We start from the raw sequence: 16,989 nt of genomic DNA, 5'->3' as shown, positions 1-16,989 counted from the left end.
CCGAAAATGCGCCAATGCAATCGCGCTCCACGGCAACCCACAAGATCCTCCGGCAAAGAAAAATCCGGCCTGCCACCCGATTTGCCCCACGTACCCCGGAAGCCACGCCAAAATGGGAAATTTACGCATCATTAACCACCTGAATTAACAGATGAAACTGCACAAACGGAAGTCAAACCACGCTATCTTTCCGTCATCCGGACGCCAATTTCCGCACCTTCTCACTATCGATAGGGACAAGGTATCGATAGTTAGCCATCTTCCCCAGTTTCTTGCTATCTTCCTGTACAATGACTATCTTGAAGGCAGGAATTTTGATCAGGAAATTGCCCAATGTCCGAGCCGCAGCTTTCCATCCGTAGCGCCAAAGCCAAAGAACTCGCGCACGCGCTGGCCCGTCGCACCGGGATGCCGATGAGCAAGCTGGTCGAGCGCGCCCTTGAGCGCTATGACAACGAGCTCCGCCAACAGTCTGCCCGGGCGCCGATCGATGTGCTGTCGGAATTGATGGCCGAAGGCCGACATGCCGTCCCGGCCGGCACGACATCTGCGCATGACGATTTCTACGACGAGCACGGTCTGCCGCGATGATCGCAGTCGATACGTCGGTCATCTTGGCGATGGCGCTGGGGGACGGCGTTGGTCGGCCGAGAGGCCGTCGCGATCGGCTGGCCAACCCTGCTGGAGGCGCGAATGGTGCTGACAGGCAAAGGCTTTCCGAACGCTTCAAAAATCGTCGATCAGCTTTTCCAGTTGCCCAACGTCACGTCGATTGCTTTCGACGAGGCACATTATCGCGAAGCGGAACGAGCGTTCGACCGCTTTGGCAAAGGCCGCCATCCAGCCACGCTCAACATGGGTGACTGTTTTTCCTATGCCGTCGCGAGGATCGCCAAGGCGCCGCTGTTGTTCAAAGGCAACGATTTCGGCCAGACCGACCTGAAAATTCACCCGGCATCCTTCGGCTGAAGGACAATCGCCCACCAAATCCGACAGGATAGCATGGAAGACCGTGTCAGATTTGCTCTCGAAAAACTGCTGAACATTGCCCACGAGGACACCGGCCAAGGTCGCCGGGTCGCCAACTTCCTGCTCGCCTGGTGGAACGCCGACGTCCACGGCGGCTTCGACATCGCTGACCTGTTCGCTGTTGACCGCGACGTCTCTGAAGACATGGCGACGGTCTTCACCTATCTCGCGCGCGGGGAGGACGCCGTCTATCCAACGGAATACCGTGGCGAGATGGAAAGCATCATCCACCGCTGGCGGCCACAAACAAATGACTGATCGCGGTAGGGGAAGGGCGATGTCGCCGGTGCGGGATGACGTGCTGCGGCGCGCTGAGCAGCTAGACGCCCTCGACGCCATCCTGCCCTTCGATCGCCGCGACCAGCTTGCTTCTCTTCTCACTGACGACGACGTGGCCACGCTCAAACATCTCGCCAAAGAGGGAATGGGCGAAAACACGCTTCGGGCGCTTGCCTCCGATCTCGGCTACCTCGAGGCCTGGTGCCAGCTTGCAACCGATGGCCCCCTCCCCTGGCCGGCGCCCGAAAGCCTGCTGCTGAAATTCGTCGCTCATCACCTTTGGAACCCGGCCAAGCGCACCGAGGATCCGAGCCATGGCATGCCGACAGGGGTTGAAGGTGGCTTGCGTTCCCAACGCCTCCTGCGCGCCGACGGGCCACACGCCCCCGAGACTGTTCGACGTCGGCTAACGAGCTGGTCGATCCTCACCCGCTGGCGCGGCCTCACCGGTTCGTTCGACGGCCCTTCGCTCAAATCGGCGCTGAGGCTTGCTGTCCGGGCCAGTGCCCGCCCGCGGCAACGCAAGAGCAGGCAAGCGGTGACCGGCGATGTCCTGGCGAAGCTGTTGCACGCCTGTGCCGGCGAAAGGCTGGTCGACCTGCGCGACCGGGCGCTGCTTCTGGCCGCCTTCGCCTCCGGCGGGCGTCGCCGATCGGAGATAGCAGGGTTACGGGTCGAAGATCTCCTCGACGAAGACCCGGTCCGGACGGACCCGTCGAACCCGGACTCCCCTCCCCTTCCCTGCCTCTCGATCCGCCTTGGTCGCACGAAGACGACGACGAGTGACGACCACGAACATGTCATCCTGATCGGTCGGCCGGTGCTGGCGCTGAAACAATGGCTGGAGGTAGCCGGCATCTCCCAGGGGCCGGTGTTCCGACGCATCGATCAGTGGGGGAATGTCGATCGGCGCGCGATGACACCGCAGTCGGTCAATCTAATCCTAAAAACCCGCTGCAAACAGGCTGGGCTCGATCCGACATTGTTCTCTGCGCATGGAATGCGGTCGGGCTACCTGACCGAGGCAGCCAATCGCGGCATACCGCTGCCTGAAGCCATGCAGCAGTCGTTGCACAAATCGGTGTCGCAGGCGGCGCGCTACTACAACGATGCGGAGCGAAAACAAGGGCGGGCTGCGCGGTTGGTTGCCTAGCGCCCTCGCCTTCGCCAGCAGACCGGTCGTTAGAATCTTTCCTCACACGACGATTGGCTGTCAGTTAGCGGACGCGTGGTTCCGGCACTTCTGCCGAAGTTCCCCGACAAACCGCCGGCCCACCACCAAGCTGCCGCTCTGTCGGTTGATGTATTCGAAATATTGACCAGGTCTGTGAGCGCTGAAGGCAGCATACGAAGCTGCGGCACACCTAGATGCCTTCCTTGGTCAACTGGGCGGCCTTGGCCTCCAGTCCGGCGTCAATATCTGCGTCAGATGCTTCGCCGCCGTCGGCGACCGATTTGTTGAGCAGGCTGGTCAAAGCCCTCAACTTCTGTTCCCGCTCCTCGACAAGACGCAGTCCTTCACGCACGACTTCGCTGGCCGAACCGTAACGGCCGTCCTTCACGATGTTGGATACAAAGGCTTCCCGGCGGTCACCAAGGGAAACGTTCATATCGCACCTCCAACTGCCCCTTAGCATGGCGCAACAACAATCCTTGCGCAATTATTGACATTGGACAGCACATCAGATGCGGAATGCGAACGCTTAGTCCCACTTTCAAGGCGCTTTTGGGGTGTCTCGCCCTCAACGACTGTCGATGCGATTTTTTTTGCGTTGCGCTAGATGCCAAGGAAGGTGGGTAAACTGCATGCCTACCTCAAATGCAGTACACCACTCCTTGTTGTCAAAGCCGCACATTCGAGCGACGATACAGGCTTAGCTTCACTCAGCGGGTACTGATCAAGCGGCGGCGTCACGCATAGAGGTTCCCGCAAACGAAAGCCGAGCAAAATGCGGTTCGTTGTTGGGACTATCGCGTTTTTTGGGGCTGTTCTCCTGCCATTCAATCTCGACCTCGTGAAGTTTCCGATCGTTCAGGCTCTTTCCTCACCTTGTTATCCGCCAGAAAACCCGGCCTCTAATGCCGGCCAACTCGTGTCCCTCGATCTGCGCTCGCCAGAAGCAAAAACCGGCTTCGTTTTGGGCTCCCCTAAGGAGTGGGCGAACGCCCAAGCAGATTCGCTCACCCCTCTTCAAACAGGAAAGGGGTATCTTATCGTCTACGTTCACGGATTCCGAACCAGTATGAGGAACGCCACCTGCGTCGCGAAGGCGGTGGCATTTGATCTGGCCAGGAGAGAGGCTGTGGCGGACAGCGTTAACCCGGATGTGCTTGTGTTCGGCTGGCCGGGTGAAACTGAGGCGCAACATTTCTCGCGCGCGCAGAGCGCCGCATTACAGGCGGCCGGGTATCTTGCGGAACTGTTGTGGAGACTCCGCGACCGCGAGATTGTTCTTATCGGCCACAGCTTAGGCGCCTCAGTGGTCATGGACGCTGTGTCCCAGCTCCCACTGTCGAACGATGCCGACATATCATTTCGCGCCCTTATCCTAATTCAAGCGGCAATCCCAATCGCGAGCCTTCGCACATGGTCGTACAAGATCACATCTCGCAATCCGGCAGCTGAAATTCACGATAGGATAGCAGGGAGAGAGCCGCCCGATCCCTACGTCGAAGAAGGGACTGGTACTGGATGTTATGTCGGAGCGGCACTGAAAGCACAGGATCTGATCGTCACATACTCAAAGGACGATATCACGCTAAGCCGCATGTACGCCACGGATGAGATTTTTCTCCCCGGCCGATGCCAAGGCCCGCGGCTTTTGCCTGTAGAAGGGAAGCCGGTTCGCAGCCTGCCGCAAACGGTCGCCGTCGGATTGGGAATCGCTAAGGCTCAAAATTCAGGAATTCACCGCCTTCCGACGCCCCCGAGCCCATCAGTTTATGCCGACAGGTTTCGAGAGCAGGAGGACTGGGACAAACCATCTCTGCGTCCGCCGGACGATTCTCAGGTGCGATTTGAGCTCACAGAGGCTTACGATTTCGAAATTCCGCATCCCTCCTACCACGAGGTCGACCTGGAGCAGATGCCAGGGTGGCGGCTCCTATTCGACTACCATTCTCCGTTGAATCACCCGACCATGCGCGCCTATGTCCTTGACCAAATCTGGCGCATTCTGGAGGAGCACGAGTCAAGCGATACTCGTCGTGGTCAGTGAGGCAGATGCAGCCCATAGCCTTACAGCGTAGCATCGAGAGCGCTCGGCGTCTGTTGGCCAACTTGGAGGTCCGAAGGAAATCACGCGGAGCGAGCATCTCTGCCGTCGATGGTGCTCGCCGTCACAAAGGCCCTGTCAACACCGGCCCGAGCGATAACTCCCCTCGCTGCGCCCTATCCGCCAGGCTTCGCAGTTATCCACCGGCCTAGTTAATGTGGTCTGCCCTCGCGAGACTGCGGGCCGTCGTCGAGGCATCATTTCCCGCCCCCATTGCCTCGCAAGCATCCTGATCAGCGCTCGGGTTGATGCCGAACCACGATCGAAAACCACCATCGACTTGCGCCAGTTCCAAATCGCTCCGCCCGGCCCAATCATCGCCATTCGCAGGCAGTTTTGCGGCCCTCCAACGGGTATCCGTTTGTCGGCACGGGCCCCAGTTTTTGTTTTCGACTCAGTCGACGTTCTTTCACCTGCACTCACCGGTTCAAAACCCTAACGGCTGGGGTTTCCGGAAGGCAACCCCAGCCGTAGCAAGTACGCCTCCATCCCTCTGCCAGCCCCGCTCCATTTGCTCAAAACACGCAGGCGACGATGCAAGCAGCCGGCGAAGTGTGGCGCCATCAGCATCGCTCCTGGCAGGAACCCTCCGCAAAAATTGCCCGAACCAGAATCGCGACATCACCACAACGAAATTCCACCGCCAACCTCTTGAATCGGTTATAATAATCGTCACTTTTGTCGGCTGACAAATCCCTGAGATGGCGCCTTAGTTCGTCGCCATCCTTGCAAACCCGCCCCGCGAATAACCGCTAACACATTGATTTCGCCGATGTTCGTTGCTTTTTTGTCAGGTGACAACAGGAAGAGCAGAAGTGCTTCGCAAGTCGACTGTTCACGACGCCCTTCGCTCTTCCACCCCACGAGCCCTCAATAGAGCCATCAGCACCGGGCCCAACGAAAACTCGCCGCGCCGTGCCCTGGACGTCAGGTCGCGTAGATAGCCACCGACCGAATTTATATGCCCCGCCCGTTCCAGGATACACGCCATGACCGCAGCGGCGCTTTCCGGCCCCATCACCTCGCACGCATCCTGGTAGGCCGACGGACTGACTCCGAGGGTTGATCGAACCACCACGGCGGCTTGCATCAGGTCACGCCAGCTCGCCACTCCGCCCCCTGGCCCATAATCGGCAATTGTTGGGCAAGCTTGCAGAACCATCCCAAGAGGAAATGCCTTCAGCGGTACGCCCGGCGACCTATTGGCCTCCCTCGGCTTTTCGCCCTGCTCTTTTTCGGAGCTAGGTTCAAATTCATAAATAGATTTGGTATTTGAATTCTGTATGTGCCGCTCAGTTTGATCGGGACTGCCGCTCAATTTCTGAGAATTCACTCGAATTTCCAGAAGGTTAGAGATCTCGTCACGCAGCATTTCCATTTCTGCCGCGATCGGCTCTATCGTTGCCGCCACGGCAACCCGCGGAACAGAGATGACCAGACGGCGGTAATGTTCGTGAATTTCTTCCCAGTTGCCTGGCACGCCCTCTTCAAGGGCAACCTCGATCAGCTTGCCCACATCTCGCCGGCAGATCGTCAGACGCTCTCGGAGCTTGCGCAGCCGCACCCGATCAAACTCTACCTCTTCCGCTAGATGTTCGATCTCGCTTGCCCGCGACAGTAACGGCGCAAGCGAGAAGCCAAACGCCTCGTCAATGCTGCCGTCGCTGTCCTTGCGCGCGTAGCGCTTGCCGTTCGGGCTGTCCCGGCGTGCAACCAGCCCGGCTTCAACCAGTGCCGCTATATGCCGCCTCAAAGTGGCTTCGGCCATACCGTGAGCCCGCAGCGAAAGCTGCGTGTTGGAGGGGAACACCACAAGCCCGTTTTCCTCCGACAGAGTAGCGTCGGGATAAAAGCTCAAGAGTGCGTTCATGACCGATAATGCACGCTCGCTGATGCCCAGCCTGGCTTTTGCCTGGCAAAGCGCACGAAATAGTTTCCACTTGTCGGCCGATGTCTCGGGCGAGATTTCGCGGGACATGTATTGGCTTGCCAACATTCCAAGCGTCATCGACCGCCGCCCAAAGGGCGTCGTCACACTTCCACCTTGCATCTTCTTTCACCTGTTTTCAGGCAAAAGACGTCCGCTCACCCATTCCGGTGCCAAAGACACTTGACTGCGATTCGTGGAAATGCGATTCTCAGGCTGCTAAACGATGAGAGAGGCTTCCACGATGGTACCGTCTGGGGGCCTTTTTCTTTTGCGTGTTCAGTCTTCCTTCCCATCACTCGCTGCCAGGAAATCGGCATAAAGCCGATCCAGGTTGTCAGCGAGATACTGTCCGAACCGACCAGCATTCCTCGATTTCATCGAGATTGCGAATGCCTTGCCGGAGTTCGAGTACTGAGCCGAGACCGCCTTGTCGGCTGTCTGCCAGGCCTGCTTAACCGATGCCGATGTTTTTCTAACCGGCTTGCCGCTTCTGTTTAGAGCGTTGAAAAGTGCATTGAAGCGTTCATCGCTACTCAGTGTGCGGAACGCAGCCTCATCGACAATGTCCGCTACCTTTTCCGCATTGGAGTGTTTTCCAACCAGAAGCGACAGTTCGAGCCAACGCTCGCGGCCGACGGATGGTGCGGGCCCGATGCTTTCGATGACTGGCGCAGAGATCCTCTCTGTCACTGACATCATCTTGGAGACCGCCGCGGCATTTGCGGCAAGCGCCGACGAGATCACTGCACGGTCATAGCCAAGCGTCTCCAGGCGCCGTGCAAACAATGCACGTTCGATAAATGTAAGGTTGGCACGAGCAGAGTTTTCCTGCCCCTGCGCAATCACATGCGTCTTGTCGTCGAGCGCCTTGACAACCGCCTTGACTTTACGGCCGAGTTCGCGGGCAGCGCGCGCACGGCGGTGCCCGAATACGACCTGATAGCGGCCGGAAACGGTCGGGTGAGGGCGCACGAGAATTGGGGTATCCTGACCGCGCTCGGAAATGGCCTCTTTCAGAGCCTCGAACTGTTCCTTGTCGTCTTCGAGACGATCGACCACGAAGGATCCGTCAATCGTTTCCGGATCGAGTTCGACGACCGCTTCACCCTCGAGGAATTTGTCGGCTTGCCTGGAGAGTTCATCGAGGGAACGAACCATGCTCTTCGACGCGCCGCGCATCGGGTAGGCAGGCGCGAGATCCGCCTGCGGGGTGTCCGCTGCGTCTACCAGGCCTGCCAGCAGGTTCTTTCTCGCCATTTTAATGCTCCGTTTGCCTATGCACTAAATGCCATTCCGACAGCCGTCGTCGTCAGCCCGAAACTTTCCGTCCCCAGGATGCATGCACGAGATCTGCTATTTCGGCGTTGACCGAGTTCAAGGATTCCATTGCACGCTCGTAGGTCGAGCGTGTCATCTGGCTCTTGTCGACCTCGTAAAGTGTCTGCTTCGTGATGCCGGCGTCAGAAACCGCCGTCGACTTCAGCATCTGGTTCTTGAGGACGAACTGGTGGAACAAGGTCTGCATGAAGCCGACCATCTGCGCCTGCGGTCCGTCTGTCGGCTCATACCGGGTAATCAGATAGCGATACCATTCCAGATTAACTTCGGCGCCTGCATCACGGATCGGCTTCAAGATACCGCCGAGCATCAGCAGGAATTGCCCCATGGACATAACGTCGAGCATCTGCGGGTGGATGGTGATCAGGACGCTTGTCGCTGCCGTCAGCGCCGTGATCGTGAGATAACCAAGCTGAGGAGGGCAGTCGATCACCACAACATCGTACCGGTCGTCCACCTCGGCAAGCGCACGCGATATCCGCGTGAAGAATGTCTTGCCGTCGTTGGAGTTCTTGTTCGTCATTGCCAGCGGCGTGTCGTACTCGAATTCCTGCAATTCTAGGTTGGCGGGAATGATATCGAGCCCGGGGAAATTCGTCGGCAAGATGATGTCGGTGATCGGTCGACGCTCGTCATCGTAGCGGATCGCCTCATAGAGCGACGGGGTCATGTCGAGTTCAGGCTGAAAGCCGTGAAGAGACGATAGCGAGGCCTGGGGGTCGAGATCGACCGCGAGCACCCGGTGCCCGGTCAGCGCCATGTACTGGGCGAGGTGGGCGGCGGTCGTTGTCTTGCCCGAGCCGCCCTTGAAGTTGACGACAGCAATGATCTGAAGCTTTTCCCCGGCCCGACGCTGCGGCACATAGTTGCGCGCCTCGGAGCGACCATGCTGGTCAAGATATTGGCGCAGTTCCGCCATCTGCTCGGCACTGTAGGAACGCCGACCAGATGAAGAGGTCTGGGGGAGGGGACCCTTGCCCTCCAGATGCAGCTTTTTCAGGGTGCTTTGTGACACGCCCAGGAATTGGGCGACCTCGTTGAGCGAAAACTGGCGCAGCAATTTCTTTGCGTTCGGCGGGAATTGCTGCATGCTTAACAGATGAAGCTTCTTCGAGATCAGATCGCCCTGCTCCAGGATCAGATCCTCGAATTGCATTGGCTGCACGGGTGCCATGGACGGCGAATTAGCGTTCATTGCAAGGAAGCTTTCGAATAACGGTTTTTCAGTCAGATACTCAACCTAACCGTTATTATGGGTGATTCCGTCCGGCTGACAAGGAATATAGAGTTAACAAAGGGTTAACGCAGGGACGTCGTGCTTCCCAAGGAACAGCTTTTTACCTTTTTTATTCAGCTACTTAGGACACCAATGATCTCTTTATGTTCACCATGCGTTTTATTGTGAATCATGCAAGGCCAGCCCTACGAGCGGGCTTCGAAAAGCAAGTTTTCGTAAAACGCCGAGACCCTTGGGTGCGACTCAGTCCCAAAATAAGCTTGTAGAATCCTACAACTGCACCAAGACGCCTATCTGTGCTGATTTTCCGTCGGACAACCAAAGACGGAGAAATTCATGCAAATTCTCGCAATTTCGAAGCCCCCCAACGTCGAGGAGACGAGACTTCTACAGACTCACCATCAACTGCGGGCTCGTGTCTTTTCTGATCGGCTCGGATGGGATGTGAATGTTACGGGCGACTACGAATCGGACGGCTTCGACGCACTTCAGCCAACGTACATCCTAGCAGTCTCCGGGGCCGGGCAAGTGGTGGGTTGTGCGCGCCTTCTACCAGCGCTGGGCCCGACCATGCTCGCGGGTGTTTTCCCCTCACTTCTTCCAAGTGAGGGGCTTCGTGCTCACACGGCGATGATCGAGAGTTCTCGATTTTGCGTGGACACTTCCATTGAGGAAGGCCGGGGAGGGGGCTCGGCACACCAAATAACACTCACCATGTTCGCCGGCATCATCGAATGGTGTCTCGCAAACCGCTTCACCGAAATCGTCACAGTGACGGATTTAAGGTTCGAACGGCTCCTCGCCCGAGTCGGATGGCCGCTTCAGCGCCTTGGCGAGCCCAAGACGATCGGCGTAACCATGGCTGTCGCAGGCACCCTGGCTGCGAACCGAGACATATTGCTGAGGCTCCGCCCCGCCAACTACCGGTCCAATATTACCCACCCTTTTGACCAAGCGGCGTAGGGAGAGGTCAGTGAACCAGCTTCGATCTCACCCCCGACTTGTCCGCAAACTTCAGGAAGCGCTGGGCGAACAGCTCTGCATCGCCCTCGACGACGCAAATGTCGTCGAGATCATGCTCAATCCGGACGGAAAACTCTTCATCGAGCGCCTCGGCCATGGCGTTACGCCCGCTGGCGAAATGTCACCCGCAGCTGCGGAAATCGTGATCGGCACGGTGGCGCATGCGCTCCAGTCCGAGGTCGATGCGCAACAGCCAATAATTTCGGGTGAGCTCCCGATTGGTGGCCACCGTTTCGAGGGACTGTTGCCCCCCATCGTCGTCAAACCTGCCTTCACCATACGGCGCCGGGCATCACATCTCATCCCGCTCGATGAGTACGTTCGGACCGGTATCATGACGGGTGATCAGGCGGCGACGATCCGCAGCGCAGTCTCCGCACGGCTGAACATCATCATCTCTGGGGGAACCGGTTCGGGCAAGACGACGCTCGCGAATGCTGTCATTGACGAGATTGTCAGAGCCGCGCCGGAGGATCGCGTCGTTGTTCTCGAGGACACGGCAGAAATCCAATGCACGGCCGAAAACGCCGTGGTCCTGCGCACAAGCGATACCATCGATATGGCGCGACTTCTCAGGAGCACCATGCGATTGCGTCCCGACCGGATCGTCGTCGGCGAGGTCCGTGATGGGGCGGCCCTGACACTGCTCAAGTCATGGAACACCGGTCATCCGGGTGGCGTCGCCACAGTCCACGCGAACACCGCCACCTCTGCTTTGCGCCGTCTTGAGCAACTGACCGCAGAGGCCAGCCAGCAGCCGATGCAGGACGTAATCGGTGAGGCGGTCGACCTGGTTGTTTCGATCGAGCGGACCTCGCGTGGACGCCGAGTCCGCGATGTTATCCACGTCGAGCAGTTTGCCGATGGCCAGTACCAGATCGAATCCGATCAACTCACCGAAGAACAAGAGGCACGCCATGTCGCCTAAGCAGGCACTGATCGCCATCACGCTCATTGCGGCGCCTAGCCTTTTTGCATCGGCCGCGCCGGTTCTGGCCGGTTCGGGCGGCGGCCTCCCGTGGGAAGGACCGCTTGAGCAAATTCAAGAATCGATCACCGGCCCGGTGGCCGGATACATCGCGCTTGCCGCCGTTGCCATCGCGGGCGGGATGCTGATCTTCGGCGGCGAGCTCAACGACTTTGCCCGACGGCTCATGTACGTCGTCCTCGTAGCCGGCATTCTTCTCGGCGCGACACAGATCGTGGGCCTCTTCGGCGCAACCGGCGCATCGATCGGGCTGATGGATGAGCAAATCACAAAGACTCCGTCGGGCCGAACAGTAGAGGGCACTGATGGTTGAGCCTGTGTCCAGACTGCAGCGCAACCGCATCCATCGCGCCCTTTCGCGGCCGAACCTGCTGATGGGCGCAGACCGCGAACTGGTGTTGATTACGGGACTTGCCGCCGTAATCCTCATCTTCGTCGTTCTGACCGCGTATTCAGCACTCTTCGGTATCGCCGTCTGGATCGTGATCGTCGGTCTGCTTCGAATGATAGCGAAATCCGACCCGCTGATGCGGAAGGTCTATCTGCGGCACATCTCCTACAAACCCTATTACAGGGCGACCACGTCGTCTTGGCGGCGGTACTGAGGGAAACCATGGTCGCTCTTAAACGCTTCCGGGCCACCGGCCCGTCTTTCGCTGATCTCGTTCCGTATGCTGGCCTGGTCGACAACGGCGTCCTGCTCCTGAAAGATGGGAGCCTGATGGCGGGCTGGTACTTCGCTGGGCCCGATTCCGAAAGCGCCACTGACCTCGAGAGAAACGAACTTTCGCGCCATATCAACGCAATCCTGTCACGGCTTGGCAGCGGATGGATGATCCAGGTCGAGGCCATTCGGGTTCCGACAATCGAATACTCTTCGGAAGATCGGTCCCACTTTCCAGATCCCGTGACGCGCGCGATCGATGCCGAACGCCGCGCCCATTTCGCGCGCGAGCAGGGGCACTTTGAGAGCAAGCATGCCCTGATCCTCACGCACCGGCCACCTGAGTCGAAGAAAACTGCGCTCGGCAAATACATCTACTCGGATGAGGACAGCCGGAAGAAAACCTACGCTGACACGGTCCTCTTCACATTCAGGAACAGCATACGCGAGATCGAGCAGTATTTCGCAAACACCCTTTCGATTCAGCGCATGGAGACGCGCGAGGTTGCCGATAGGGGAGGGGAGCGCAGCGCGCGATACGACGAGCTCCTTCAATTCGTCCGGTTCTGCATAACCGGGGAAAACCATCCGATCCGACTCCCCGACGTCCCTATGTATTTGGATTGGATCGCAACTGCGGAGCTTCAGCATGGGCTCACTCCGAAGATCGAGAACCGGTTTCTCGGTGTCGTGGCTATCGACGGCTTTCCTGCTGAGAGCTGGCCAGGGATCCTGAACAGCCTGGATTTGATGCCGCTCACCTACCGATGGTCATCACGCTTCATCTTCCTTGATGCGGAAGTGGCGCGTGAAAAGCTGGAGCGCACGCGCAAGAAGTGGCAGCAGAAGGTTCGCCCCTTTTTCGACCAGCTGTTTCAGACCCAAAGCCGGTCCCTCGATCAGGACGCGATGAGCATGGTTGCCGAAACCGAAGACGCGATCGCTCAGGCTTCGTCGCAGCTGGTCGCCTACGGATACTATACGCCGGTTGTCCTACTTTTCGACAACGACCGAGAGGCATTGCAGGAGAAGACCGAGGCGATCCGCCGGCTGGTGCAGGCTGAAGGCTTCGGTGCACGGATCGAAACGCTCAACGCGACAGATGCCTTTCTCGGCAGCCTTCCAGGAAACTGGTACTGCAACATTCGCGAACCGTTGATCAACACCAGCAACCTTGCTGATCTGGTTCCGCTCAATTCAGTCTGGTCGGGTAGCCCGATCGCCCCTTGTCCCTTCTTCCCCCCCAATTCTCCGCCCCTGATGCAGGTGGCGAGCGGTTCGACGCCATTCCGGTTTAACCTGCATGCCGATGACGTTGGACATACCCTCATCTTCGGCCCGACCGGGTCGGGGAAGTCGACGCTGTTGGCGCTGATTGCCGCGCAGTTCCGCCGTTACGAATTCGCCCAGATCTTCGCTTTCGACAAAGGAAACTCACTTCTGCCGTTAACGCTGGCCGCTGGCGGGAAACACTACGAGATCGGTGGCGATCATGAAGAAGAGGGGAGGGCGCTTGCCTTCTGCCCCTTATTCGACCTTTCGAATGATGGCGATCGGGCCTGGGCAAGCGAATGGATCGAAATGCTCGTTGCCCTGCAGGGCACGACGATCACGCCCGACCATCGAAACGCCATTTCGCGCCAGATCGGTTTGATGGCCAAGACCACCGGCCGGTCTCTATCGGATTTCGTCAGCGGCGTGCAGATGCGCGAGATCAAGGACGCGCTCCACCACTACACTGTCGATGGGCCAATGGGTCAGCTGCTCGACGCTGAGCAGGACGGGCTCACGCTCGGGGCTTTCCAGACTTTTGAGATCGAACACCTCATGAACCTGGGCGAACGCAATCTCGTACCTGTCCTGACCTATCTGTTCCGCCTGATCGAGAAGCGGCTAGACGGCTCCCCAAGCCTGATCGTCCTCGACGAGGCCTGGCTGATGCTGGGCCACCCGGTATTCCGCAACAAGATCCGCGAATGGCTGAAGGTCCTGCGCAAGGCTAACTGCGCGGTCGTGCTCGCGACCCAGTCAATCTCGGATGCCGAGCGCTCTGGCATCATCGATGTGCTGAAGGAATCGTGCCCGACCAAGGTTTGCCTTCCGAACGGCGCGGCCCGCGAGCCGGGGACGCGCGAGTTCTACGAGCGGATCGGCTTTAATGAGCGGCAGATCGAGATCATCTCGACGGCGGTTCCCAAGCGGGAATATTACGTCGTCACGCCAGACGGCCGGCGGCTTTTCGATATGGCGCTGGGTCCGGTTGCACTGAGTTTCGTCGGGGCGTCGGGCAAGGCGGACCTCAAGCGCATTCGCGCACTCAAGTCCGCACACGGTCAGGACTGGCCAAGCCACTGGTTGACAACGAGAGGAGTCCCCGATGCCGCGTCGCTGCTTAACATCGAGTAAGGTGCTTTCAGCCTTGGCTGCCGTCACCATTGTGGGCGGATTGCCGCTACCCGCTCGCTCCGGATCAGCAACAGGCGCTGCCACCGAGTGGACGCAACTCGCCAACAACGCTCAACTCGTCGATCTCCTCAAGACCAGTGGCTTGCAGGTCGACAACCAGCTCACCCAGATCACCCAGTTGGCCGAGCAAATCCAAAACCAGCTGAAGATCTACGACAATATGCTTCAGAACACCGCGCGATTGCCGAACCACATTTGGGGCGAGGTCGAGCGAGACCTCAACAAGTTGCGCGGGATCGTCGAAAGGGGGCAAAGCATCGCCTTTTCCATGGGCAACGCCGACGACGTCCTGCAGCAACGCTTCAAAAGCTACTCAGACCTCAAGGCGGATCTGCCAAACGGCGAGAGCTTCTCGTTGAGCTACCAGTCCTGGTCAGACACGAACCGCGACACGATCGCGGGTACCTTGAGAGCAGCAAAACTCACCGCCGATCAGTTCGACACCGAGGAGGGCACCATGGATGAGCTCCGATCGATGTCGCAATCTGCCGACGGACAGATGAAGGCCTTGCAAATCGGTCACCAGATCGCAGCGCAGCAAGTCAGCCAGATGCAGAAGCTGCGCGGTCTAGTCTCGCAGCAGATGACGATGATGGGCACGTGGCTGCAATCCGAACAAACAGACAAGGATTTGGCCCAAGCGCGTAGGGAGGAGTTTTTCGGGGCGACTGCCCCGTCCACAACCGGTGGCGAGAAAATGAAGGTGGAATGGTGAAAACAAAGATCATCGTGACCTCGCTCACCGCCATTCTTTCGCTCACCATTGTGAGTGTTTGGCTTTTCATCTCAGAAAAACATGCCGCTCAGGACGCGCGCGCAAAGTACTTCGGCACTTCGCAGAAGTACCCAACGTCGGGCGGTGAGAAGATGAAGTTTGAGTGGTGATCCCATGTCGTCAACGCTCCCTCTCAACGTCCGAATGATCGCGCTTTTCGCAGCGGTTGCAGTACTGGCGGCGCATCCTGCATTGGCTCAGGAAGGTTCAATTCTCACATCACTGCAAAACCAAATCACAACGGCAGCCAGAGGCTGGGAAGCCACGGTGATGAACGCGGCAAGATCTCTCTTCTGGATTTTGGCAACCATCGAGATCGGCATTGCCGCGGTCTGGCTTGCCTTGCAGGCGGCCTCACTGGACAGTTGGTTCGCCGAGCTTGTCCGCCGCATTATGTTCATCGGCTTCTTTGCTTTCGTGCTTGAGCAGGGACCTGTCTTCGCGAAGGCAGTTGTCGATAGTCTTTTCGAGATTGGAGCCGGTGGTGGTACGGCTTCGCCCGCAGATGTTTTCAACGCCGGCCTAACCGTCGCAACGAAGATGTCCGAAAAAGTCCAGTTCGGGCTCTTCGAGGACAACGCACTGGCAATCTCAGCGGCCCTCGCCATGGTCGTGTCGGTTATCGCATTTTCCTTGGTCGCCGCAATCTTCGTGTCGGTGATGGTCGAGATGTACCTGGGGCTACTTGCCGGCATGATCATGCTCGGGCTCGGGGGATCGTCGCTTACGAAAGACTTCGCCATTCGATACCTAGTCTACGCGTTCTCCGTTGGCATGAAGCTGATGGGGCTGGTGATGATCTCGCGTATTGGGTCCGAAGTTCTGATCGGGCTTGCGAATGAGCCGGACTCCGGCGATAAGTTCCAAACAGCGCTTGCAATAGCTGGTATCGCAGTCGTCGTTTTCATCATCGCGATGTACGTGCCAAGCATCATCCAAGGCGTGGTCCAAGGTGCCTCTGTGTCCGGCGGCATGGAAACCATCCGTCACGGAAGTCAAGCAGCGTCGTTCGCCGCTGGCGCGGCCTCGTTGGTAGCCGGCTCGGTTGGCGCCGGGGCTGCAGCAGCCCAGTCCGCCCGTGCTGCCGGTTCGTCGATCGGCGGTTCAGCGCTTAGCGCGGCTTGGTCAACTCTCAGCTCGGGAGCGAAGGCAACCGGTTCTGCCTCCAAGGAGAAAGCGATCGGGTCTCCTGGCGCCTATGCCGGTTCGCTGCTGGGTCTCGCCAACGCAAAGTTGGACGAGGCTCGCGGCCGTGGGAGTGGAAAGACGCCTCTTCCTGAGCGAAACGAGAAAACCTAGCCCCAAAGGATCGACTATGGCCACAAACCACGTCCCCGAAAACCCATACCTTGCGGCACGTCAAGAATGGTCTGAGCGCTACGGATCCTATGTCAAAGCCGCGGCCGCCTGGCGGACCATCGGGGTTCTCAGTCTGGCCATGGCCATCATCGGCTTCGGCTATGCGCTGTACCTCAGCACCCAGGTCAGGCTAGTGCCTTACATCGTCGAAGTAGACAAGCTCGGTACGCCGGTCACTTCGGGTTTCCCTGAACAGATCGAGTATGCCGATGCGCGTGTGGTGCGCGCGATGCTCGGCAACTTCGTCACGAGTTTCCGAAGTGTCTCTCCGGACGCGGTCGTACAGAAGCAATACATCGATCGTACCTACGCCCTTGTTCGCGCCGCGGACCCGTCCACCCAAAAAATCAATTCCTGGTTCCGCGGCAACTCCCCGTTCGAAAAGGCGAAGACTTCGACTGTTGCAATCGAGGTCAACAACATCGTTGCACTATCGAACCAGACCTACCAGATCGACTGGTCCGAGTATGAGCGTGACCGCAAGGGCAAGGAAACCGACACACGCCGCTTCCGCGGTATCGCGACCGTCGTACTCACCGCGCCGCAGGACGAAGCGATCATTCGCCTCAATCCAATCGGCCTCTACGTCCAGGACTTTGACTGGACCGCACAGCTCTGAGGGCAAG

The 16,989-nt window shown here is 58.5% G+C and carries 17 protein-coding genes and 1 pseudogene; 14 read left to right on the top strand and 4 right to left on the bottom strand.

The window, feature by feature from the left end; translation table 11 throughout:
* Positions 1-333: 333 nt before the first annotated feature.
* The 4 genes and pseudogenes from ABIE33_RS18935 to ABIE33_RS18920 all read left to right on the top strand — a co-directional run bounded on the left by ABIE33_RS18935 (position 334) and on the right by ABIE33_RS18920 (position 2,461).
* Positions 334-591 carry a type II toxin-antitoxin system VapB family antitoxin gene (locus tag ABIE33_RS18935; RefSeq protein WP_429127948.1) on the top strand — a complete coding sequence of 86 codons (258 nt, stop codon included), beginning with the start codon at positions 334-336 and terminating at the stop codon, positions 589-591.
* Positions 588-969, top strand: a pseudogene (locus ABIE33_RS18930) (type II toxin-antitoxin system VapC family toxin). The gene ABIE33_RS18935 and the pseudogene ABIE33_RS18930 overlap by 4 nt, the downstream one beginning before the upstream one ends.
* A gap of 33 nt (positions 970-1,002) precedes the next feature.
* A complete protein-coding gene (locus tag ABIE33_RS18925; protein WP_429127946.1) occupies positions 1,003-1,287 on the top strand; it encodes a DUF7673 family protein in 285 nt (94 codons plus the stop codon).
* 19 nt (positions 1,288-1,306) lie between these two features.
* Complete coding sequence (locus ABIE33_RS18920; protein WP_429127943.1) at positions 1,307-2,461, top strand: site-specific integrase; 1,155 nt, start codon at positions 1,307-1,309, stop codon at positions 2,459-2,461.
* Between the two features lie 211 nt (positions 2,462-2,672).
* Here the strand turns inward: ABIE33_RS18920 and ABIE33_RS18915 are convergent, their stop codons facing one another.
* On the bottom strand, positions 2,673-2,918 hold the full coding sequence (locus ABIE33_RS18915; RefSeq protein WP_429127940.1) for a type II toxin-antitoxin system ParD family antitoxin: 246 nt from the start codon (positions 2,916-2,918) through the stop codon (positions 2,673-2,675).
* Positions 2,919-3,257: 339 nt separating this feature from the next.
* Here ABIE33_RS18915 and ABIE33_RS18910 point away from each other — a divergent pair, with 339 nt between their 5' ends.
* Positions 3,258-4,526: an alpha/beta fold hydrolase gene (locus tag ABIE33_RS18910; protein ID WP_429127937.1), complete on the top strand. Its 1,269-nt coding sequence runs from the start codon at positions 3,258-3,260 to the stop codon at positions 4,524-4,526.
* A gap of 892 nt (positions 4,527-5,418) precedes the next feature.
* On the opposite strand, the gene repC is transcribed toward ABIE33_RS18910, so the two are convergent.
* The 3 genes from repC to repA form a co-directional block, all read right to left on the bottom strand.
* Positions 5,419-6,633, bottom strand: coding sequence for a plasmid replication protein RepC (gene repC / locus ABIE33_RS18905; protein ID WP_429127934.1), 1,215 nt, complete (start codon positions 6,631-6,633; stop codon positions 5,419-5,421).
* Positions 6,634-6,789: 156 nt separating this feature from the next.
* Positions 6,790-7,770, bottom strand: a complete 981-nt coding sequence (gene repB / locus ABIE33_RS18900; protein WP_429127932.1) for a plasmid partitioning protein RepB — start codon at positions 7,768-7,770, stop codon at positions 6,790-6,792.
* A 52-nt stretch (positions 7,771-7,822) separates the two neighbouring features.
* Positions 7,823-9,046 (bottom strand): plasmid partitioning protein RepA, encoded by a 1,224-nt coding sequence (gene repA, locus ABIE33_RS18895; RefSeq protein WP_429127929.1) that lies wholly within the window; start codon positions 9,044-9,046, stop codon positions 7,823-7,825.
* A gap of 378 nt (positions 9,047-9,424) precedes the next feature.
* Here repA and traI point away from each other — a divergent pair, with 378 nt between their 5' ends.
* The 9 genes from traI to ABIE33_RS18850 are packed head-to-tail and all read left to right on the top strand — an operon-like array spanning position 9,425 to position 16,982.
* Positions 9,425-10,051: an acyl-homoserine-lactone synthase TraI gene (gene traI / locus ABIE33_RS18890; RefSeq protein WP_429127927.1), complete on the top strand. Its 627-nt coding sequence runs from the start codon at positions 9,425-9,427 to the stop codon at positions 10,049-10,051.
* Positions 10,052-10,061: 10 nt separating this feature from the next.
* Positions 10,062-11,039, top strand: coding sequence for a P-type conjugative transfer ATPase TrbB (gene trbB, locus ABIE33_RS18885; RefSeq protein ID WP_429127924.1), 978 nt, complete (start codon positions 10,062-10,064; stop codon positions 11,037-11,039).
* Entirely contained in the window at positions 11,029-11,412 is a 384-nt protein-coding gene (locus tag ABIE33_RS18880; RefSeq protein ID WP_429127922.1) for a TrbC/VirB2 family protein, read from the top strand. The genes trbB and ABIE33_RS18880 overlap by 11 nt, the downstream gene beginning before the upstream one ends.
* Positions 11,405-11,704 carry a conjugal transfer protein TrbD gene (locus ABIE33_RS18875; RefSeq protein WP_429127920.1) on the top strand — a complete coding sequence of 100 codons (300 nt, stop codon included), beginning with the start codon at positions 11,405-11,407 and terminating at the stop codon, positions 11,702-11,704. Before ABIE33_RS18880 ends, ABIE33_RS18875 begins: the two co-directional genes overlap by 8 nt.
* An 8-nt stretch (positions 11,705-11,712) precedes the next feature.
* Entirely contained in the window at positions 11,713-14,169 is a 2,457-nt protein-coding gene (locus ABIE33_RS18870; protein WP_429127918.1) for a conjugal transfer protein TrbE, read from the top strand.
* Positions 14,141-14,944, top strand: coding sequence for a P-type conjugative transfer protein TrbJ (gene trbJ, locus ABIE33_RS18865; RefSeq protein WP_429127916.1), 804 nt, complete (start codon positions 14,141-14,143; stop codon positions 14,942-14,944). The genes ABIE33_RS18870 and trbJ overlap by 29 nt, the downstream gene beginning before the upstream one ends.
* Complete coding sequence (locus tag ABIE33_RS18860) at positions 14,938-15,114, top strand: entry exclusion protein TrbK (protein ID WP_429127914.1); 177 nt, start codon at positions 14,938-14,940, stop codon at positions 15,112-15,114. Before trbJ ends, ABIE33_RS18860 begins: the two co-directional genes overlap by 7 nt.
* 4 nt (positions 15,115-15,118) lie before the next feature.
* On the top strand, positions 15,119-16,303 hold the full coding sequence (trbL, locus tag ABIE33_RS18855) for a P-type conjugative transfer protein TrbL (protein WP_429127912.1): 1,185 nt from the start codon (positions 15,119-15,121) through the stop codon (positions 16,301-16,303).
* Positions 16,304-16,319: 16 nt separating this feature from the next.
* Positions 16,320-16,982 carry a conjugal transfer protein TrbF gene (locus tag ABIE33_RS18850; protein ID WP_429127909.1) on the top strand — a complete coding sequence of 221 codons (663 nt, stop codon included), beginning with the start codon at positions 16,320-16,322 and terminating at the stop codon, positions 16,980-16,982.
* The last annotated feature ends 7 nt before the right edge of the window (positions 16,983-16,989 follow it).

It is taken from the genome of Ensifer sp. 4252 (assembly GCF_050434565.1).
Lineage (GTDB): Bacteria > Pseudomonadota > Alphaproteobacteria > Rhizobiales > Rhizobiaceae > Ensifer.
Note: the sequence above shows the minus strand (reverse complement) of the source record. Positions and strands in the feature narration are given on the sequence as shown.